14 protein-coding genes are annotated in these 21243 nt (G+C 58.8%); 8 read left to right on the forward strand and 6 right to left on the reverse strand.

The window, feature by feature from the left end:
- The first annotated feature begins 6 nt into the window (after positions 1-6).
- Together NKH38_RS29915 and NKH38_RS29920 are read left to right on the forward strand one after the other, a co-directional pair.
- Positions 7-1590 (forward strand): oligosaccharide flippase family protein, encoded by a 1584-nt coding sequence (locus tag NKH38_RS29915; RefSeq protein WP_352765072.1) that lies wholly within the window; start codon positions 7-9, stop codon positions 1588-1590.
- An 18-nt stretch (positions 1591-1608) separates the two neighbouring features.
- Positions 1609-2661 carry a GNAT family N-acetyltransferase gene (locus NKH38_RS29920; RefSeq protein WP_352765074.1) on the forward strand — a complete coding sequence of 351 codons (1053 nt, stop codon included), beginning with the start codon at positions 1609-1611 and terminating at the stop codon, positions 2659-2661.
- A 717-nt stretch (positions 2662-3378) separates the two neighbouring features.
- Here the strand turns inward: NKH38_RS29920 and NKH38_RS29925 are convergent.
- The 3 genes from NKH38_RS29925 to NKH38_RS29935 form a co-directional block, all read right to left on the reverse strand.
- Positions 3379-4098, reverse strand: a complete 720-nt coding sequence (locus tag NKH38_RS29925) for a Crp/Fnr family transcriptional regulator (RefSeq protein ID WP_023697353.1) — start codon at positions 4096-4098, stop codon at positions 3379-3381.
- A gap of 712 nt (positions 4099-4810) precedes the next feature.
- The gene (locus NKH38_RS29930) at positions 4811-7111 is read right to left on the reverse strand and encodes a mannose-1-phosphate guanylyltransferase/mannose-6-phosphate isomerase (RefSeq protein ID WP_352765076.1); all 2301 of its coding nucleotides are present in this window, start codon (positions 7109-7111) and stop codon (positions 4811-4813) included.
- A 13-nt stretch (positions 7112-7124) separates the two neighbouring features.
- Positions 7125-8645 (reverse strand): phosphomannomutase/phosphoglucomutase, encoded by a 1521-nt coding sequence (locus NKH38_RS29935; RefSeq protein ID WP_031199982.1) that lies wholly within the window; start codon positions 8643-8645, stop codon positions 7125-7127.
- Between the two features lie 121 nt (positions 8646-8766).
- Between NKH38_RS29935 and NKH38_RS29940 the strand changes: the two genes are divergently transcribed.
- The 3 genes from NKH38_RS29940 to NKH38_RS29950 all read left to right on the forward strand — a co-directional run bounded on the left by NKH38_RS29940 (position 8767) and on the right by NKH38_RS29950 (position 12158).
- Positions 8767-9192: a hypothetical protein gene (locus NKH38_RS29940; protein WP_352765079.1), complete on the forward strand. Its 426-nt coding sequence runs from the start codon at positions 8767-8769 to the stop codon at positions 9190-9192.
- 167 nt (positions 9193-9359) lie between these two features.
- Entirely contained in the window at positions 9360-11240 is a 1881-nt protein-coding gene (locus NKH38_RS29945; RefSeq protein WP_352765081.1) for a GumC family protein, read from the forward strand.
- 126 nt (positions 11241-11366) lie between these two features.
- On the forward strand, positions 11367-12158 hold the full coding sequence (locus NKH38_RS29950; RefSeq protein ID WP_352765083.1) for a sugar transferase: 792 nt from the start codon (positions 11367-11369) through the stop codon (positions 12156-12158).
- Positions 12159-12711: 553 nt separating this feature from the next.
- Here the strand turns inward: NKH38_RS29950 and NKH38_RS29955 are convergent.
- Both NKH38_RS29955 and NKH38_RS29960 read right to left on the reverse strand, forming a co-directional pair.
- Positions 12712-14025, reverse strand: a complete 1314-nt coding sequence (locus tag NKH38_RS29955) for a polysaccharide biosynthesis/export family protein (protein WP_023697345.1) — start codon at positions 14023-14025, stop codon at positions 12712-12714.
- A 14-nt stretch (positions 14026-14039) separates the two neighbouring features.
- The gene (locus NKH38_RS29960; RefSeq protein WP_352765084.1) at positions 14040-14912 is read right to left on the reverse strand and encodes a glycosyltransferase family 2 protein; all 873 of its coding nucleotides are present in this window, start codon (positions 14910-14912) and stop codon (positions 14040-14042) included.
- A 246-nt stretch (positions 14913-15158) separates the two neighbouring features.
- On the opposite strand from NKH38_RS29960, the gene NKH38_RS29965 reads away from it, so the two are divergent.
- Positions 15159-16391: a glycosyltransferase gene (locus tag NKH38_RS29965; protein WP_502896674.1), complete on the forward strand. Its 1233-nt coding sequence runs from the start codon at positions 15159-15161 to the stop codon at positions 16389-16391.
- Here NKH38_RS29965 and NKH38_RS29970 read toward each other — a convergent pair.
- The gene (locus NKH38_RS29970; RefSeq protein WP_352765086.1) at positions 16384-17514 is read right to left on the reverse strand and encodes a glycosyltransferase family 4 protein; all 1131 of its coding nucleotides are present in this window, start codon (positions 17512-17514) and stop codon (positions 16384-16386) included. The genes NKH38_RS29965 and NKH38_RS29970 overlap by 8 nt on opposite strands.
- Before the next feature lie 190 nt (positions 17515-17704).
- On the opposite strand from NKH38_RS29970, the gene NKH38_RS29975 reads away from it, so the two are divergent.
- Both NKH38_RS29975 and NKH38_RS29980 read left to right on the forward strand, forming a co-directional pair.
- Entirely contained in the window at positions 17705-18976 is a 1272-nt protein-coding gene (locus NKH38_RS29975) for a glycosyltransferase family 4 protein (protein ID WP_352765090.1), read from the forward strand.
- 248 nt (positions 18977-19224) lie between these two features.
- Positions 19225-20664 carry a DUF4214 domain-containing protein gene (locus NKH38_RS29980; protein ID WP_502896673.1) on the forward strand — a complete coding sequence of 480 codons (1440 nt, stop codon included), beginning with the start codon at positions 19225-19227 and terminating at the stop codon, positions 20662-20664.
- The last annotated feature ends 579 nt before the right edge of the window (positions 20665-21243 follow it).

Genomic DNA, 21243 nt, shown 5'->3' on the forward strand with positions numbered 1-21243 from the left:
ATAGGAATGGCGAGCATCCGGCGCGCCGTGGTCGCGGTCTATTTCGAGAAGTACGCCACCCTCATCCTGAATTTGGCGACGCTGTATGTTTCGTCGCGGTTTTTGACACCCAACGAAATCGGTGCTGCCTTCCTTGGCGCCAGCCTCGTCGCGCTCGCCGAGGGTATGCGGGACTTCGGCGTCACCAACTACATCGTCAACGCCGAAAAACTCTCGAAGGGGGAAATACGCACTGCCTTCACCTTGATGCTGGCGGTCGCCGTCGTCCTTACGACCGCCTTCGTCGCGACGGCGGGCCTCTATGCCGCCTTCGCCCGCGAACCGCGTCTGGAGAACTTTGTCCGCACCGTGGCATTCGGCTATCTGTTCTCCAGCATCGGTTCGCCGATCGTGGCTCTGCTTCGCCGCGACCTGAAGTTCTGGAGCATCGCGGCCATCAACCTGGGCTCCGCTCTCGTCGGCAACATCACCACAACTGGCCTGGTGATGATGGGCTTCGGCTATATGAGCTTCGCCTGGGGCTCGCTTAGCTATCCGCTCTCCACCTTTGTCTTTGCCGTCCTCATGCGCCCGGACCTGTCCATCTTCCGGATCGAGCTCACAAAATGGCGCGAGATTCTGGCGTTCGGCGGCTTGAACACCGCGACCGGCCTTCTGACCACCCTCGGGGAGGTCATTCCAACCTTCATGCTGGGGCGGGCCAGCGGCAGCACCGATGTAGGTCTCTACAGCCGAGCCCAACAGGTCACACAGATGCCCAGCCGCCTAGTCATATCGGCTATCTCCGCGGTGGCCCTGCCAGGGTTCGCCGCCCATGCGCGCACGGGGCGTCCCCTCAAGGCCCCCTATCTCAAAGCCGCCGCCAGCCTGACCGCATTCCACTGGCCGGGCCTGGCGATGGTCATCCTCTTCGCCTATCCCCTGGTGCACACCCTACTGGGACCAGGATGGGAGACCTCCATCCCCCTGGTGCAAGTGATGGCGGCCGCCACCATGCTCTGCTTCCCCGTCCCCCTTATGTTTCCGGCCTTGGTAGCCGTCGGCGGCATCCGAGACACGGCCAAGGCCTGGATCATTTCCCTGCCGATCACCAGCCTGATCATGATCCTGGCGGCCCAGCATGGCCCATTTATGCTAGCGCTCTCGATCTTCGCCACCACGCCGATCCAGGTGGGCGTCGGCCTCTGGTTCCTGATGCGGCGGCTGAAATTGAGCGTCGGCGAATATTTGCGCGCCCTACTGCCCAGCGCCGTCGCCACCCTCGCGACGGCGCTGGGCCCGCTCGTCGTCATCGGACTGAACGGCCTCGACATGAACCTGTCGGTCTTACAGACTGTCCTGGGCGGCGGGCTTGGCGCAGTGTTCTGGTTCCTGGCCATGGGCTGGACCCGTCATCCGTTTGCCGCCGAACTGGCTTATCTGCTGGGCAGGATCCAGGCCTTGGCGCCTGTGCGCCTGCGCGCGCCCTTTGCCCACCTCCGGCGCTTCCTGGGTGAGGACACCGAACAGGGGCAGGCGCCTGCGCCGGCCGACGCGAACACCGGCGGACCGCTTCTTCGAAGGATTGCCTGGATGGCAGACAAGCACTGACTGCAGGGGGAACCGGTGATGAATCACTCTGACGCCATGGATTCTGCCGGCGCGAAAGCCGCCGGCTCGGATTTCAAGCGTGCGTTGGGCCATCTCGCCGCGCCGGCCGTGATCTCCGCTGCCCGCATCGTTACCCCCTTAACCTCGCGGGGCGTTAAAATCGCCTGGTTTGATGTCTGGAACTCGACCCTCGACCAAGCCTTGGACGTCCTGCCGGCCATTCCCGGCTGCGACCATGACCTCTATCGTGAACTCACCCAGCCCACGAGCGTCCAGAAGCGCCACGCCCTGGCGACAGAGAGCGGCCGGCCGACCGCGCTCATCTCGCTGCGTCGCCGCCGCCGGTACTGGGAGCCCGTCGCCTATCAATCGCTTTCTGGCGTAATCGCGCCCACGTCCTCTCCCGCCGCTCTTGGTCGGGCGCTACACGCCCTGGGTGTCGAGGTCCGGGTCGAGGCGGGGCTCGACAAGAGCGTCGTGGATCTCAAGCCGCGATCCTACTGGTCTCCAGACAACTACCGCGTCGACCTGCAGGGCGACTATGAGGCACTCTGGAGCCGCAATCACCGCAAGAATGTGCGCAAGGCCCGCCAACGTTGCGACGAGTTCATGCGCCTTCGCGTCGACGATGTGGGCGACCTGGAATGGTGCTGCACCCAGTGGAGCCGCGTGTGGGAAAGCAACGACGCCGAGGAGACGGTCGCCGCGGAGGATCGTCTGCGGTTCTGGCGCGCCTTCATGAAACGGCAGACCGCCGACAGTCCGATCCAGTTCCACACCTTGCACCTGCTCGACGGCGATCGGCCCACGGCCGGCACCGTCCTGATGTGTCAGGACGGTGCCGTGCTCGGCCAATGCATCGTTCGCGACCCCGAATACGACGGCCTTTGGGTCGGTGTCCGCATAATGCAGGCTTCGATCGAATGGGCGGCAAGCGCTGCGTATCGCCAGTTCGATCTCGGTTCCGGGCAAGACTACAAGCAGAGTTGGGGTCAGCCCGTAGCCGGGCGTTATGGTGCGATCTTCCGCCCACTTGCGGTCAGCGCGCTCTATCGGTTCGGACTTCTGTGACGACGCAGCGACATTAGCCGATTGAGCAAACGGATCGAGCTCTGCATTGCTGAGGACGACCGACCCGCCCCCAGTGCTAGCCCAGAAGCCAAGCAGGACTTCACCGGGTGCCACAAAGCCGGGGAAAACGGCTCTGAGAGGTGTTACTTCGAAGGTCCTAATATTACCATCGTTCCAGCCGGCAACGCCACCCAGGGAGCCGGTGAGGCCCGACGGTCAGACAAGTTGCACCCCAACAGGCTGTCGGGCCGCTTGCGCGGATTCCGCTCCCGGCCAAATGAGCGCGTGCGGCCCGAAGTCTGCGGGGTAGCGGCAGACGCCGCCGGACCTGACCGGCAGGATCCACTTCGCGCCCGGTGACAACGATTATGTGCTATTGATTATATAAGAAGAATTCACCCAAACGAATAATGAAGGAGTAGAGGCGAAGCGTGACTGGTATCAGGCGTACTCCGAATAAACGGCAATGTGGGACCTGCAGGCCATATTGCCAGCTAATCCAGGCTGACGTAGCTTATGCCCGATCTTACTTGCTAGGCTTAAGAAACACGCAAAAGCTTGCCTAAGCGGAGCGGCAGGTTCGGAGTGGTTTGTAGCTCGGCGCAACTCTCTTTCCATCGCTGCAGCTATTCACCAACGGGAATTCCGTTGCGGCCAGTCCAGCGCTCGAGCGCGCTTTACTAAAGCGAGGGTTCCAAGGGCTAAGGCGCCCGGCGCTCAACTCTTGATGTATTCGCCGTCGAATCCAGCGAACTTCGCCAGACCGCGGTAATCGAGCAGGCGGACATGGCCCTGCCGGAATTCGAGAAACTTCCGCTCGCGAAGTTCCCGCAGCATTCGATTGACGTGGATCGGAGTAAGGCCAAGGGCGTCAGCGAGGTCGTATTGGGTGAGCGGGCAGTCGAAGCCGTTGCGGTCAACTGCGCCTACTCGTTGCAGACGCGCTGTCAGCTCGAGCAGCAAATGTGCTGTCCGCTCTAATGCGTTGCGTCGTCCTGCGCTGGCAAGGTGCTGAGCCATAACCGCCCCATTGCGCAAGAGGGCTCCAACGATGAACGCGAACAGACGAGGCGATTTCATAGCGGCAAGCGTCAATGTCTTGGTGGGTGCTACCAGCAATGAAAGTTCAGTTTGAGCTACGAATGTCCCAATAGAGCCGCTTCCAGGTGATTGAGACAGAACGACATCGCCAGTCAGGGCAAAATCGAGAATTTGTCGCTGCCCGTCCGGAAGCTCATGGGAAATGCACCCCCAACCCGACTCGACGACGTAAATACGATCGTTGTCGTCACCTTGGCTGAAGATTACCGCGTCGACTAGATACCGCTTCGCGGCGAAGCCGAGGGTCTTGATCAGAGCGGCGTCGTCATCGTTAAGTCCAACGTATGACAAACTGTGCTCATCTCCTCTCGAAAAAAAACGTGAAGCCTGTGTCATCCGTAACCCTACCCAACTCCTATGTACCTTCCTGAAACTCATCATGCATATTAAATTTTAGCTTATGAGCGTTCTTTCAGATCTCGCCAAAGGAAGGTGCCACGACATCAATGTCCTGTCGAAACCTGGATCGGAATAGGCCACGGGTCGATTGATGCCGCCTAGAGCTTGTATTATCTATGACTTACTCCTCTTAAAATTCTCCCTCATTGACTCAACGATCTCACTGGCAACGAGACAGCTCCGATTGTCCGCCTGGTCGGCGGCATTGCGCAACGTCAGGGACGCATCCCGCAGCAGGCCCCTGATCTGCGCCGGAGATAACAACTCCGATGCTTCAAGTTCCAAGAGGACCGATTCACTCACATGCAGCGCTGCAAGCGCAACTACCCGAGGTCTTGTTGCAAGCAGCTTCAAGAGATCACCACTGCGCCTGTCACGCGATTTCTTTTTTGCCATCGTCGCCCTTCAGCTGCCCGGACAAAAAGCTTCTACTTCCCACACCTTGATAAGTTTACGCCGCCAGAAGCCGGGAGACCCTCGTGTTTGTGGGCGCGGCCTCTGCTTAAGGTACCGCAGTTTGCCATGGTGACACAGAGGCAAGAAGATACCGAATTAGCGGTACCTCCCACCGCATCAGCGCGAACGGTGAGAAAACTCCCTGTTTGGAGTAAGATCTGCCGCGTTGTGACGCGATGAGCAGTCGCTTTCTTCAACCATAACTCTGCTTCGCAACAAGGCTGTCCGCTTTCAGAGAAAGTCCCGGAAACGCCTGAACCTGCCCCTCAGTCTTGTCGAGATATTGCATCAATGCCGTCACCAAATGGTAGAAGATGCTGGCAGGAACCTCCGTCGCCAGCGACCGACCGCGCTCGTCGATCCTGTCCATCCACAGGCCAAGCGGCGCGGGATCGATATGCCATCTGAAAAGGCGCGCGACGCGAGCTTCGATCTCGGGTTTCAGATCAGGCCCACCGATGTTGTCCAACGCGATCGCCGCCTTGATGGCTTCGCATTGAGGCCAGCTGCGCGAGAGCCTGTCGAGAGGCATCCCTTGTCGCGAAACGGCCGCATAAGCCAGCCCTGTGGCTCGATTCAGTCCGCTGGCGACCGCCGACGAGTAGAGTTTCCTCGCGTAAGCAGCCAGATCTTTCTGTCCGGTTGCCCGCGCGAAGTCGACGAGCAGGGAGGCCCATTCGAAATGGTGCCCAGGCTCGGTCCACTGTCCGTTGTCTCCGGGCAACGGCAGCCAGTCGGCATCGAAATATTCGCCCAGCGTCCAACTTTCCTGGTCGAAGAAATGGCTGCGGAATAGATCGATGATGCGAGCCGCTCGACGCAGATATGCGCGATCGCCGGTTGCGGCGTACCAGGCAAGGAATGATTCGAGCATGTGCATGTGTGGGTTCGAGGACCGAACCCCGTTCCAGCCTGGTGTCTCGAGGAAGCCATTTAAGCTCCCATCCTCAAGGTGCGAATCGATGAAATGAAATGTCTCCTGTGCAAGCTGAAGGGCAGGTTGGTGGCCGCAGCGATAGGCATGAGCAAGTGCCAGGAGCACGCAGGAATGGTCGTAGGCATCCTCCGCCGGATCGGCTACGCTTCCATTGGAATTGAGGGTGCGTACCCAGCCTCCACGATCTGTGCGGCCGTATTTTGCGATGAAGTCTATACCATGATCGATGAGCTTGTCGGCGGCCCCCGTCCAGCCACGTTCCTTGGCCACAGCGAAAGCATAGATCTGGCGAGCCATCGTGCGCATCCGCTTGGGTTTGCCCAATGGCCTGGCATCGAAACCGAGCGCTTCGTGGAAGCCGCCATGCGCGTTGTCGACGCCTGCGTCTGACCAAAGCGGAAGGGTCTCGTTGAAGAGCCAGTGCTCGACGCGCTTGCGCCATGATCCGCTGACAATGATCCGGTCTTCCGACGCTGTGAATTTCGTCTCGAGGCGCCCGCTCTTCTCAAGTTGCTCGACGACCTTCTTCACATTCTGACTATGGCTGACCGGGGCGATGAATATGGCGTCCGGCGTTGCGACCACCGCCACATCCTTCATTCCTATGACGGTGAGCAGCCGACCTTGGCTTCTGAGGTAGGAGTTGTCGCAGTCCATGGCGACGACATCGCCCATTACGACGTTGCCGTTTCCGTCCACGGGGCTGGCCTCCAGCAAGGATTGCCACGACCCAAGATCGTTCCAGCGGAACGAAGCCGTCACCATCGCGATGCCCCGCGCATGTTCCATGACTGCATAGTCGATCGATGTGGAGGGGACAGCCGAGTAGAAGCCTTGCGGCAGGTAAACGCCCGACACATCCACCTTGGCAGTGCTGAAGGCGCGTTCGGCGGTTTCCCAGATCTCCGGGTGAAACTCGAGCAAAGCCCTCCGCATCGTGTCGGCACGAAACAGAAAGATACCAGCATTCCAGTAAAACCTCCCCGACGACAGATATTTTTGCGCCGTCTCGATGTTCGGCTTTTCGACAAAGCGTGAGACCGCGGCTGCGCCGTCACCATTGGCCGCAACCTCAATGTATCCGTACCCGGTTTCTGGATGAGTGGGCTTGATGCCGAACACGACAATGCTTCCCGAGCCGGCGGCGGGCATACCCGCTTCAACGGTCTCCCAGAACTGCGTCTCGGTCGATATCTCATGGTCGGAGGGAACCACGAGCACAAGCGCTTCGTTGCCGTGCTCCGAAATCGTCTGCAGTGTCGCAATGGCGACCGCTGCGGCCGTATTGCGGCCCAGCGGTTCGAAAATTGGCTTTCCCCCGTTCAGACCGAGCGAACTAATATCGGAGATGACGCGTTCGGCATGGCGTTCGGATGCTATCAGATAGATCGGCGTTTCGTTGTCCGGCCACGCCTTCAGGCGCCGAACCGTCTTCGCCAGCATAGAGCCATCCCCCGAGAGATCGTGGAATTGCTTAGGATTGTCTTCGCGCGAGAGCGGCCACAGCCGGGACCCGACCCCGCCGCTCATAACAAAACTTACGATCCGGTGTGCCATGCTTCAGTTCCTCTCAGAATGTCTGGTTGTAGGCTCCGACCTCTGGATTGCGGCGCAGGACGGCGTCGATCGCCTCGAACATCTGTCGACGTCGCTCCGACGAGACGGGGCTTTCGACGACGACGACAATTTCGGGCTTGTTCGACGAAGCCCTGACCAGACCCCAGGTGCCGTCTTGAGCCACGACACGCACCCCATTGACGGTAACCAGATCAACAAGCGGCTGCCCCGCAAACTCGGTCCCGTCCCCCTTCATTTTCATGAAGTCGCCCAGGACCTTGTCGACGACGCCATATTTGACTTCGTCGGGACAGTGGGGGGACATTGTTGGGGTGCCGAAGGTCACGGGCAGGGCGCGGTAGAGTTCGGCCAGCGTCCTTCCCGGATTACGGTCGAGCATCTCGCAGACAGCAATCGCCGTGATAAGGCCGTCATCATAGCCACGCCCGATCGGCGGGTTGAAGAAGAAGTGTCCCGATTTCTCGAAGCCGGCGATTGCGTTAAGCTCGGCTACCCGCCGCTTGATGTAGGAATGTCCCGTTTTCCAATAGTCCGTGCGCGCGCCGTTTCGCGCCAGAACTGGATCCGTCATGAAAAGCGCGGTTGATTTCACGTCCACGACAAAGGTGCATTGCGAATGCAGGCTGGAAATGTCTCGCGCCAGCATGACGCCGACCTTGTCAGCGAAGATCTCGGTGCCCTCATTGTCGACGACGCCACAGCGGTCGCCGTCGCCGTCGAAGCCGAGACCCAAATCGGCACCGGTCTCCAGAATCTTGTCCCGGATGGCATGCAGCATCTGCATGTCTTCGGGATTGGGGTTGTAATGCGGGAAGGTGTAATCGAGCTCCACGTCCAGTGGGATCACGTCACAGCCGATGGTCTTCAGCACCTGTGGCGCAAATGCGCCAGCCGTCCCGTTGCCGCAGGCCACGACCACGCGCGGCTTGCGTCGAGCCGTCCTTCCGGCAGTCAAGTCGTCGATGTATCTCTCACGAAATCCGGACACGAATTCGTAGCCGCCGCCACCGACAAGATCGAAGTCGCCGTTCAGTACGAGCGCTTTGAGGGCTGTCATCTGGTCAGGACCGAATGTTAGCGGTCTCTGTGCGCCCATTTTAACTCCGGTCCAGCCGTTCTCATTGTGGGAAGCCGTGACCATCGCAACAGACGGAGCGTTGAGTGCGAACTGGGCGAAATAGGCGGTCGGGGAAAGCGCCAGGCCGATGTCCTTGACATGTGCGCCAGCCGCCATCAGCCCTGAGACCAACGCCATCTTTATGGACATTGAATAACTGCGAAAGTCGTGACCCGTGACGATCTCCGGGCCGACCCCCATTCGGCGGATCAGAGTGGCGAGACCCATTCCCAGTGCTTGGGCGCCCATCAAATTGAGCTCGGGCTCTTTCTCCGAGCCAGGGTGGCCGAACCACCACCGCGCATCATATTCCCGGAAGCCAGTGGCTTTGATGAGAGCATTGTTCTCGAACGCGAATGTGTTTGGCCTGGCTTGGGCGACTATCGTTAGGGTCACGGCTACCGCTCCGGGATTGCGCCAATATTCCTAGCATGGCCGCGAACCTCGGCCCCTTCATGAATTCGGGTAGCGCTACCCCGCGGCTCGTGCCGCTTCATCCAATAGGTGGTGCCGATCGATGATCGAAAGGATATCTCGTCCAGGCATGGCGGTCGCGTATCGTGGGGGTAGGCCCGTATCGGGCGCCAACATCAATTGTGGCTCTGTAGTGCCGCTGACATCATTCGGATTCTCCTTTCACAAGAACGTCGATGATAGGCGTTTCCAGGCTTTGGCGCGTGCGCTCGACCTCATTCAGCCGGAGATGGAAAGGGAATCGGAACGACTTCGCCAAGCTCGGAAACGAATGACAGATTGTGCCGCATTTTGCCTGGAGGCGACGGAAAACGGGGATAGGGGCGAACGTCTTTCAGCCAAACTGGTTATCCTCTCGCACGATCTTGCGGCAAACCAAGCACGAGAGTTGCTGCTGGAACAGCAGAAGTCATTTCTAGCCAGGATAAGGGCCGGTCTGCCGCGCATTCTCCATTCGCAAAGGATGTAGGTCTACGCCAATTGGCGGCGTTTACCTTCCCCCACGTCGGCGTAGTCTTTCTGCAGAAGCCGGGATCGCGGGCCCCGGCTCTTATGAGAACATCGGGCGGACGCCATGAAGCTCTGTATCGGGCGGCGTGCACGAAGGACTCTCCCATGCCCGCCGGAGACGTTTGAATGAACCGCTTGTTCGCCAACCAATGGCCTTTGGCAACCAATCAGCAGGCCAATGTCGGACAGGAATTCATCGGCCTCTCGGACATAACCGGGTTTTTGAGAAATTATGTCGGAACAATTACGGCCTGCCTTGCCGCGGCACTCCTGGTCGCATGGTTCTACGATTTGACCACCGATCCGGTTTTTACGGCCAGCGCCCAGATATTGATCGAACCGAAGCTACCGCAACATTTGCAGGAGGGCGGTGAAGTAAATCTGTCATTGGACACCGCACAAATTGAAAGTCAGATCGCAGTACTGCAATCTGAGAAGATTGCTTCGATGGTAATTGATCAGTTGAAATTGATTGAGGATACGAGTTTCAATCGCCCCGAGACACCGATGTTGCAGGAAAGATTCAGGAAACTCAATGATATAATGGTGCAAGCTTTAGGGCTTGAGAAAAGCGCACGGCTGAACTCACTCTGGGGGCATATCGGCTTAGGCGCTCCGGAGTCGACCGCAAAGCTGACCGATTACCAGAAGTCCCGTCTCAGCATGCTGATTTTCCTCAGTGGCCTCGATGTGCGAAGGGTAGGTGTCTCCTACGCGATAGACATATCCTTCACCTCCGCCGATCCGGAGGGCGCCGCCAAGATTGCGAATGCAACGGCTGACGCCTTCGTGCATGAACAGATCGACACCAAGGCCGATTCGGCAAGAGAAGGTGGAGCATGGTTGGAAAAACGCCTTCAGCAGCTGCGCACCCAGATGAACGAGGCCATGGCAAGGGCGCAGGCATTTCGCTCTCGGCACGATTATAGCGTAGGAGGTGGTGCAAGTGCCGGTGGCGGCGTTAATTCTGAACCTACTCTCGAAGAACTCGAGGTAACTGCTGACACCTATCAAAAAATGTATGAGAGCTTTCTGCAGGCTTACACCAATTCGGTAAGCCAGCAATCCTACCCGGTTGCAGATGCAAGAGTGATCACTGCCGCGACGCCGCCGCTTTTTCCAAGCGCTCCAAAACCGAAGCTGGTGTTGGCCTTCGCTGGCGTCGCAGGGCTCATTCTCGGCATTGGCCTTTCCTTCGCGCGGCACTCGTTCGACTGGACCATACGATTGCCACGTCATATCCGCGATAATCTGGGAATAGAGTGCGTCGGAGAACTACCGCCCACGAGCAGGCGCAGGGAATTCGGAAACGTCGACGAAATGACCAAGCATCCGTGGTCGCGATACAGCCAGAGCCTAAGGAAAGCGCGAACCGAAATCAGCTTGGCGGAAACGAACCATCCGGTGAAGTTTCTTGGACTAACCGCTGTTTCGAGCAACAGTCAGAAGACTTCCGTTGTCAGCAACCTCGCCACGCTCTATTCGATGTCCGGTCTAAAGACGTTGGTGATTGACGCTGATGTTCGCAGATCGACGATTACCACAAGACTGATTGGGCACTCAAACGTCCAGGGCAACGAGTGCCTGGATCCCGCTCGACACAATATCACACGCGCTCTGGGGCGGCGGTTCGACGTTCTTTCAAGTTCCGTCGTGGATGCAAAGAACCTGCTCGTGCCAAGGAACATGCAGGTTTTCCTTTCTGAAGTTACTGCTGGGGACGCGGCAGGCTACGAGTTGGCCGCTTATGATATCGTCATCGTTGACCTGCCATCGCTTGAATCCGGGGCGGATGACCTGGTCGTTGGATCCGTGCTCGACGGTGTCGTGGTGGTTGCGGAGTGGGGAAAGACGCACGTCGACGCACTGCGGGAACTCGTGAGAACACTTCAGGCCTCCAGGACGCCTATACTTGGCGTGCTTCTCGCGAACGCGAGGGTAATGACGTCCAAGCACCGTCGGGTTGCCGCTAAGCAGAGCGCTTTCGGAAGCCGGCAAAGCGTGTAGAGCAATCATATGTGAGGATAGGGGGTAGCCCCTGGAGTATCGCGCTACCTCCTTTGCATTTCTTGCCGGCACGTTCCGTCCTTGGAAGACTGTCGAAGTTAATCAACGAGAAACAGCGACCGGCACATGACAAACGCCTTCGAAAAGCAGCACCAGGGTGAGGCGCTTTGGAGCCAACCCGTTGTGCCGGCCGCGATCGAAAGCAGGGCGATCCTGCATGTTGTTTCTGCGCGTGACTACGCCAGCACCGGAACGGTGTTGAATGAGCTGCCGGGTGTCCTCACCGGGAAGACGAACCCTCCGATTGGAGGCCTCCTCAAACGGATCATGGATCTGGCCATAGCCGGCGCAGCGCTTGTTTTGGCCGCGCCCGTCATGATTGTCGTCGGTCTGTTGATCAAGGTTACGGCCGGCGGCGGTCCAGCCGTATTCTCGCATAGGCGAGTAGGCTTCGGTGGAAGCTCATTCAATTGCTATAAATTTCGCTCGATGGTCGCCAATTCGGACGAGGTTCTGAAGGCATATCTCGAGTCCAACGCCCACGCACGCAAGGAGTGGGAAGAGACCCACAAGATCAGGAACGATCCCCGCGTTACGCTTTTCGGGCGACTGCTGCGCAAGTCCAGCCTGGATGAGCTTCCCCAACTCATCAACATACTGCGCGGTGACATGAGTTGCGTGGGCCCAAGGCCGATCGTCGAGGACGAACTCAGGCGTTATGGCGAGCATCAGGCAGAGTACCTCGCAGCAAGGCCGGGGCTCACCGGTCTTTGGCAGGTGAGTGGAAGAAGCAGCATGGACTATAATAACCGCGTTGCGCTGGACAGCCACTATGTGCGGAACTGGTCGATCTGGCTTGATATCGTGATCTTGCTCAGGACCATCGTCGCGGTCATGCGGGTCGGCAGGGCCTCCTGAAACGTCGAACGATCACTTCTCGTTTCGATTGCAGTAGTGCGACAGAGACAAGCCTGCGAGGTAGGCGCAAGCCAAAAGAAATATCAAAACCAGAGATTTGCCACCAGTCACATGGCCCCACAGACCTAGGCTATTCCAGGCAAGGATTGCGATCAGAAGCACTGCAGTCGCTGCCAGCAGCGCGGCAGCCTTGAAGCGTAGACCCAGAAGTATCCCTGCCACCGATACGGCCAGTATGCTTGTGAGCACCGATATCTCCAGTGGCACCCGCAGAAGGAGTTGGCTTGCCGCGGCGGGGAGTTCCGTCAGGGGCCGAGACCCCACCGTGCGCCAACTGATAGGCGGCCTAGGAGTGCAAGGCAAGTGCTAGATACGGTGCTTCGGAATGCTGTTTGCGGTATTGCAAAAGGGGTACTTGTAGAGCCACATATTTTTGGGTCGCAGCCCCCATGCCTAACGCCCCAGCCATCCAACCCCACCTGCAACAGGTGGCGGTCCTGGTGAGCATCGACGGAGCCAGGATGCTGGCCTGGTTCGCGCCAAGCGGATCTGGTCAGTTCGTAGTTCCAACAGCAGTGGTGTCCGCCTGGACGCTTGCATCCGCTGCAGGCAAGCTGTCCAAGCCAGACTGCGGCAGGGGGATTTCGACCTTGATGGTATCGCCCGGCTCGACAAGGGTTGTCTCTTGGGCAGCAAGTTCTTCCGTGCCGGTGTCTTTCGGCCTCACAATGGTGAAGATCGGCTTGGCCCTCGCCGCACTCTGCCTTAGTGCCAGCAGAGCGGGCACAGCGACCTGCGTCTCGCTCAGCAACTGCACTGCGGTGTCGGATTTGCTGGTCACCTCGTTGAGCTGCTGCTGTGTTTCGCGCAAGCCCTCGGCGACCTCGCTGGAACGCTGATTGCTGAGGTTGAGTATTTCGATGTCTGTCTTGCTCATCTCCTGCCTGACACGCAGCATCGAGGTCTCGGCCGCTAATCTGTCGCTCTGCATCTGGGCGACAGTCCCCTCCAGCGCAAGTTCCCGTGGTGCAACCGCAAGGCCCTTCTGCACGAGATTCGAGACACCCGCGAGCTCCTTTTGGATGAGCTCGATCTGTTTGTCATGGAAAGTCAGCTGTTGCTCGAGCGAGGCCAGCTCCTGTTGCAGGAAGTCCTTGAGGTCTCGCAGTGAACGGAGCTGGGTCGCCAGTGCATCCTTTCGGATATCGAAAATCTTGCGTTCCTGGTTCATTGCAAGGGCAACGGTTTCGTTCGAAACCCTGTCCCTCAGTTCAGGGGGGAAAGCGATGTCGTCACTGCCGGCCAGCTCTGACTGCAACCGCGCTTTGCGTGCGAGCAGGCTGACATTGTTCAGAGCCAGCAGCCCGACATCGCCCCGGGCCGTGATGAACTCTCGTCCAAGCCGAGACACATCATCCTCGCGTATCGGCAACCCGCCGGCGACCCCAAGCGCCTGCAGCACTGTCAGGCCGGGCCTGTAGGGAAACTCTCCGGATTGCTTGACGTTGCCGACCACATAGAACGGCCTGTACTGGGCAATCTCCACGGCGACATCCGGCTGGCGGCCGAGTCCCATCTGCTGCATCAGCCGATCGCCTATGGCGCGGGCGAGAGTCCCAGGAGCGGTGCCCTCCGCGCGTATCTGCCCGACAAATGGCAGGAAGAGAGTCCCGTCGGCACCGACAGTGAAACTGTCGTTGAGAGCCGCCCACTCGAAGATCACATCACGCGATGCGCGCCATTCGTAGACTTTGAGCCTGACCTTGTCCTGGGGCCCAAGCAGGTACTCCGCGGCTGATGCCGGATACGGACAGACAGAGGCTGCCGCCAATGAAATCCCTGCCGCTGTTGAAAGCCATTTCCGCATTGTCTTCACCGTCGTCAGATCTTCAGGATGTATTCGGGTTCGATGCGCCCCATGGCGATATGCAGGATCGCGAGCGCGTTGCCGCTGAGACGACCTCTGCGATCGACATATGGCTCGGGCCAAAGGCTCTTTGCGAGGTTGGCCGCAATGTTCCTGAACATAAGGGGCAGTGCGAAAGAGGCTGGAACTGACCCCTTCTTTATCAGGTAGATCGCATTGACGACCTGGGAGTAGCCGAACCGCTTTCCGCTGACGCGGCCCGTTTTGATTCCGAGATGAACGCCCGTGATCGACGTCACGCATACGACGCGGCCTCTGGATCGCATTTGACTTGTGAAGTCGATGTCTTCTTGCCAGCCGTAGAGGACCAGGCGCTCGTCAAAGCGCAAATCGCCAACCAGCGAGGAGCGGAGCGACATATTGCATCCATAGGCACCGACATGGTCGACCACGGACGCTCCATCCGGTTTTAGGCCCTCGGCTTCCCTCAGCGCAGCCTCTGCATCGTCCCAGGTGAGACCAGCATTGGTGGCGCCGTCTCTGACGACCCTGCCCATCACAACCGCCCATCCGCGATTTCCGGCAAAAGCCTGCTCGATCTGCTCCAGGTACTGGGTGGATGGAACGAAATCGTCGTCGAAGAATGTTATGATGTCGAAGCGCCGCAATGAAGGCACGAGAGCGGCGTTGCGTTGCGCAGCCAATCCTTTTGGACCGAACACATTCGACACAGGGAAGGGGCAGCCGTCCGGCAGGTCGATGTGTGTGGCGTCGGGTGCCGACAATATGACTTCGTCGGGAAGTCTTGTCTGGCTGCCCAAATATCCGAGCAGGCGAGCTACTTGCTCGCTGCGGCCGAGGGTTGGGATAATCACCGCAAGTTTCATGTTTCGTCCAGGCGTCGCTCCCCCTGACCATATTATGAGGCGATAGCTCAAACAGCTTGAATAAAAGTGGGCGCGACCAACGCGGCCTACCCCATCGAGTACCAGCTTTTGACGTACTTCCTGCAAGCGGGTCACGACCATAAGCGGTAGGCGCATACGCGCCGGCAGCGGTCGGTGATCGATCGGACAACTTGCGATGGTCCCCGCACAAAACGGAAACTCGGGCTTCAAAGAAAGGGGAGAACCATGCTCCATGAACGTTCTTCCGACCTGGCCATCGCGGCCAAGGTCGAAATGCCGATTGAGGAGTTTCCAGCTGCCCCGGCGCCCGACTTCGACAGATATGCCAGGATAGCGGTCGTTCACGACTGGTGCCCAAATTTCCGGGGCGGCGAGCGAGTTCTGGCGCAAATCTGCAAGCAGCTTCCCAATGCAGAGGTATTCACACTTTTCGATTTCCTCCCGGCCGAGGTGAAGGAGCAATACTTCCGCGACGTGGAATTTCATGCCTCTCCGGCCAACCGGATCCCTCTGGTGCGGAAATTCTACCGGTCTCTCTTCTTCTTTTGCCCGTTTCTGATCGAGCAGTTCGACGTGACCGGCTATGACGCTGTGATCTCGTCGTCGGCCGCATTTTCTCGTGGCGTGATCACAAGGCCTGATCAGCCGCATCTGTGTTATGTGCACAGCCCTGTCCGCTATGCTTGGGACGAGCAATTCTCGTATCTTGAGCAGGGCAAGCTCGGTTTCGGTCCGAAGGGAATACTCTACCGCTATATGCTGCACCGTCTGAGGACCTGGGATACGAGAACCGCGCACGGTCCAGACCTGATGCTGGCGAATTCCAACTATGTCCGTTCTCGCATCCGCCACATCTACGGACGTGACGCAAAGGTTGTTTTCCCGCCGGTCTCGCTGAAGGAACTGCCCTGTGTCGAGGACAAGGACGATTACTACGTCTCGGCGTCCTTCCTGGCCCCCTACAAGCGCACCGACCTCGTGATCAGGGCCTTCAACGAGATGCCGTCGCGACGGCTGGTCATAGTGGGCGAAGGACAGCAATCGGCCAGCCTGCGGGCGCTGGCAGGTCCTAACGTCACATTCTCGGGATTCCTTCCTCGCAGGGACTATATCGATACGCTTGCCCGAGCGAAGGCGATGGTCTTTGCGGGTTGCGAGGACTTCGGCATCGCGCTCGCCGAGGCGCAGGCCTGCGGGACGCCGCTGATCGCTTTCGGGAGAGGCGGCGCGGTCGATATTGCGCGCAGCCTGGGGTTAAATTCCGAGCCGACGGGGGTGCTGTTCAAGGCTCAGACCATCGATCACCTCAAGGAAGCGGTCAAACGGTTCGAGGAAAACAGCCACCTCATCACCCCGCGGGCCTGCGCTCGGAACGCGCAGCGCTTTTCCGAAGAGAATTTCGACCGCGCCATGCTGGACTCGATCGGAGCGGTCCAGGCACTTCACACGATCACGTGAGTTCACGTAACCTGACTATCCTGGTCTCTGGATCGATACCGTCGGCAAGAGCCATCGCCTGCAGGTAGCTCAAGGCGCTCGCTCTCCAGCTATATGCCAAGGCTCTGGCTTTTCCCTTCCCCATGAACTGCACGCGTAGCGCCTTGGAATTGCGCAGCCCCATGAAACGGTCGAACCACGCCTGCGGGTCGTTGGCAGCGGCATAAAGAGCTGCGTTCCTACAGACCTCGGGCAGGCTGGCGCGTTCGGACACGACGACCGGACAGCCCAGCGCCATTGCCTCGACAACCGGAAGACCAAAGCCTTCAGTTAGCGAAGGAAAGGCCAGGCAAAGCGAGTCCATCAGCAAAGCAGCCAACTCGTTGTCGGAAATGCGTCCGAGCCAATGGATATTTTGGGCTTCAGCTCTGGCTGATCCTGTTTTGAAAATGTCCGAATCCGACATGCCGACGACCGCGATCTTCAGTCCGGCCTTGCCAAGGCGCTCGGCCATATCGAGAATGAGCTTCACGTTCTTGTGAGGTGCGGCGCCGCCGATCATGACGATTGTTTCACGCGAGGCCGCCAATCGTGTCGCCGCCGAATGTTCAGGCTTCCATCGGAATACATGTTCATGACCGTTGGGGGCAACGAAGGCCCTCCGCTCCGGAACGATGCCCAGCCGAACCAGCTCGCCTAGCGAAAAATTGGAAACGGTCGAAATGCTGCATGCCGTCTTGCCGAGGCAGGGTAGCAGCGCTTTGTAGGAGGTCCTGAAGCGAAGTGAATAGCTCTGTGGGGCATTCCAGACATTTGCATCATGAATGCAGACAATATGCTTGCGCGACAGAAGCGGGCCGGTATTGCACAGGCTGAGGAGCCCGCCACCCCGAAGAGAGGCGGCTAGCCGGGTCTGCTCCCATAGGTGCCCACCCCTGCTGCCTATCTCGCAACGTTCGATGGAATTGATCGCGATGTCTGAGCTGCCAGGTGGGCAGTGAAGCCTGAGTTCCAGCCCACGGGTGAGCGGCGCCTGCTCGGCGAACAGGGCGTCCAGCGCACGCACGATCTCTCCGGCATAACGCTGGACGCCCGTTGTCGGTTGGGAAAGGAAACGCCCGTTGATCGTCCACTGCCGTGCCATGTCACCCTCTCCATGTCCCTAGTTTGAAACCGTCAGCGCGTGGGGTCACCACAGCCGTTGGGTCGTGCGGACGCGCGCAGCATCATCCAGGCAGGCGAGGGCGAGCGTTGGAGCTACCTCAAACGTTTGAGGGTCGCTGCGGTTCAGAGAGTGTTAGTCTGGATGTTGGGGCGGCAAGGCGGGGGACGTGATGATCGGCAAATCTGAGTTCGATGCGGCGCCGGCGGTGCAATCGGGGAATTTGAACGGACACAGCGTTGCCGCCGTGGTGGCAAGATCGCTTCCCGGAGGCTCGCAGTACCTGATTGGCCATCCGGGCCGGACATTGGCGGACTTAGTGCCGCCAAAGCGGCGGTGGACGATAAACGGCGATTTCACTACGCTTCGACGCAATGGGATAGCGCGTTACGCCCACGAGGTGACGATGGCTCTCGACGCCCTTATTTCCGAAGGGCATCCCTTGGGTCGCGACCTTGAGATCGATCTCGTGGTGCCGCGCCAGCCTGCCGAGCCTCTTCATCTGAAGGCAATCGCGGTGCGGGTCGTCCCCGAATTCAACAGGCCTCGACTTCCCCAGTTCTGGGTACAGGCGCAGTTGCCCTGGCATGTGCCGGGAGGGTTGGTGAGCTTTTGCAACCTCGCACCGGTCGTGCTGAGACGCCAGATCGCATGCATCCACGACATGCATACAAGGTTGATGCCGTCGAGCTACGGGCGAGGGTTCCGTTGGGCTCACCGCCTGATCCTTCCGCTGCTGGGCAGGCGGGCTGCACGGATCACTACGGTTTCGCAACTCTCCCGCAGTCATTTGGTCGCGTTCGGGATAGCGCGCGAGGAGAACATTGTCGTTACCTACAACGGCAGCGAGCATGCTAAGAAGTGGGACGCGACGATATCATCCTTGGCTGTCAATCGGGGCAGGCCATATGTCGTTTGCCTCGGCCGGCGGGATCAAGAATACAAGAACATGGGGCTTCTCGCTAAGCTCGCATCGTTTCTAGATGAGATGGGCCTCGATCTGTGGATGCCGGGTGACATCGACGAAACCACGGTCTTGCGGCACGTCCCGAAAATGCCGGCGAACATCATCCTTCTTGGGCGCATAAGCGATCACGACTTCAAAAAGGCGCTTGAAGGCGCCCTCTGCTTCCTGTTTCCATCACGGATCGAAGGCTTTGGGTTGCCCGCTATCGAGGCTATGGCGTCGGGTTGCCCGGTCATAGCCTCGACTTCGCCCTGTTTGCCTGAAATCTGCGGAGATTCCGCACTCTATGCCGATCCGGACGACGTCCAATCATGGGTCGAAAACGTTCGCCAGCTAGCGGTCGACCCAGATATGCGCAAGCGAATGGTTGGCAAGGGCCATACCAGGGCGAGCAGCTATTCCTGGCGCTGGATCGCTTGGAAATATCTCGAGCTTATGATCCAGGTCGACGCCGATTTCGGGGAAGTCCACGGGTAATTGACCGCGAGCGCAGTTACCCCGTTGGTTAGCGCACAAATCGCAATCAATTTGAGTCATCCTCGGCAGTCACCCCCGCTCATCCGGGTGCTGAATCGGGGCAGCGGCACTCCAATGGTCATGCCGCTTGATGGCTAGGTTGTAGCCTCCAAAGGAGGTAACGCGAAGCTTCCCATATCCATTTTGACCAATTGCTCCCGTGTCCCGCAGTTCCGACAATCCCAATATTGATCGTCGTGCAGGGAGGCATGATCGCCATGTCGTTTCGTTTCGCAGCCGCGACTGCTTTGTTGCTGATAGCATCGGCGCCCGCATCCGCCGATTTGCTCTGGGGCGTGAACGGCCATCCGGTGATTTCCTACCCGGATGTTCCGATCGAAAAACAACTCGATTTCGTCAAGAACCTCGGTCTCAAATCATACCGGGTCAACATCACCGCCGCAGATCAAGGAGATACCCTTGCTCGGGTCGTGAAGGCCGGTAAAGAAAGAGGGATCGAAATACTCCCCGTGATCACGCCGGGACTAGACCTGGACAAGCGCGATCCGGAAGAACTCTATAGTGAGGCCCGGCAATTGGCGGTCGTCCTTGGGGGCAGGTTCAAGAACGATATCCGCGTTTGGGAACTCGGCAATGAGATGGAAATCTATGCCATTATAAAGCCCTGCGAGAAACGCGATGACGGATCACAATATCCATGCAGCTGGGGGCCTGCAGGTGGAACCGGAGCGCTCGACTACTACGGTCCGCGTTGGGTGAAGGTGAGCGCTGCCCTCAAGGGCCTGTCCGACGGCATGACAGCAGTTGACCCGAGCATCAAAAAGGCAATGGGTACGGCTGGATGGGGCCATACCGGCGCCTTCGCGCGGATGAAACAGGACGGAATCGCCTGGGACATCTCGGTCTGGCACATGTACGGGGAAGATCCGGAATGGGCTTTCCACGAGATTTCCGCCTACGGCAAACCCATCTGGGTCACCGAATTCAACAACCCCTACGGAAGTCAGCACAGCGAGCGGCAGCAGGCCGACGGCGTCAAACAGGCAATGACACGGCTTCGCGAACTCCAGGATACGTACAAAGTCGAAGCGGCGCACATCTACGAGTTGCTGGATGAGACCTACTGGGCGCCGAGCTTCGAAGCCAATATGGGGCTGGTTCGACTTAGCAAGAACAACAACGGCAAATGGATAGCCGGTGAACCAAAGCCTGCCTACATGGCTGTTCGCGACATTACCCGTGGCCCGCAGCCGTTGCCCAAGCCACACCGAGATTGCGCCCCTGAAGCAAAGTTTGCCGGCCGGTTCACCTATGTCCATCAGATAAATTTTGCCTATTGCCTCGTCCTTGGCCATGATGGCGATGCCGCAGGGTTGGATCGGTGGTCGCCAGCCCTCGAGAACGGAGACGCCACGCTCACTGCCGTGATCATGGAAATGTTCCGCTCCGACGAATTCGAGGCCAAATATGCCACGATTGGCCTTACCGACCGAGCCTATATCGGCTTTCTTTACCTGATGCTGCTGGATCGCCCCGCAGACAGTTACGGCATCGAAACCTATTCCCGTCAGTTGCGGGCAGGATCAATGACGCGTGATAGCATTGCCCTTGGCATCGTCAGCTCGAGCGAATTCAAGTCCCGACATGCTGCCCTGCGCAACGCCTCGGATGTGCCCGCGCCCTACTAAGCAGGACAAGACGCTGGTTATGGCGGCGGCATTTGCAAGTCCATTGCTCCGCCTCCGGCCACAAAAAGCGCCGGCAAGTCGATTGCCGCGATCGACATGCCAGGCCGAGATCATCAGACAGATGCATCACGTCGCGGACTTGGACCCGAAATTGCTTGTTGCGGTGGCCGCGACAGACGCATTGTTACTATTGGAACCGATGTGTACCGCTCTTTAGACGGTCGGCCAGGCGTGCACGAAGCCCCGAGGGAACGATATTCGTCCATAGGTGCAATCATGGGCAGCCTTTTTGGTAATCGCGGAATCTTGAGTGGACATGGAGGATTTTCGTTGAGGCTGGAGTGTCCTGCACCCAGCAGAGCCTCGTCCTGGCAAAACTATCATTTGCAGCATCGGGCATGACAACTGGTTCCAGGTGGTTCCCACCCACCGCCAAGGGGAGGAAAACCATCGGTGGGCCGGCGGGGGGGCCACCGGGGCCCCCCCGAAAACACAATAAAACATTAGGGAGGGGGGCGTAGCCCCAAAAAAAGGTTTACATTAATGGGGAGTACCGCCGAATAGTAGGCGTGAGGTTTT

Source organism: Mesorhizobium sp. M1078 (assembly GCF_040318615.1).
Taxonomy (GTDB): domain Bacteria; phylum Pseudomonadota; class Alphaproteobacteria; order Rhizobiales; family Rhizobiaceae; genus Mesorhizobium.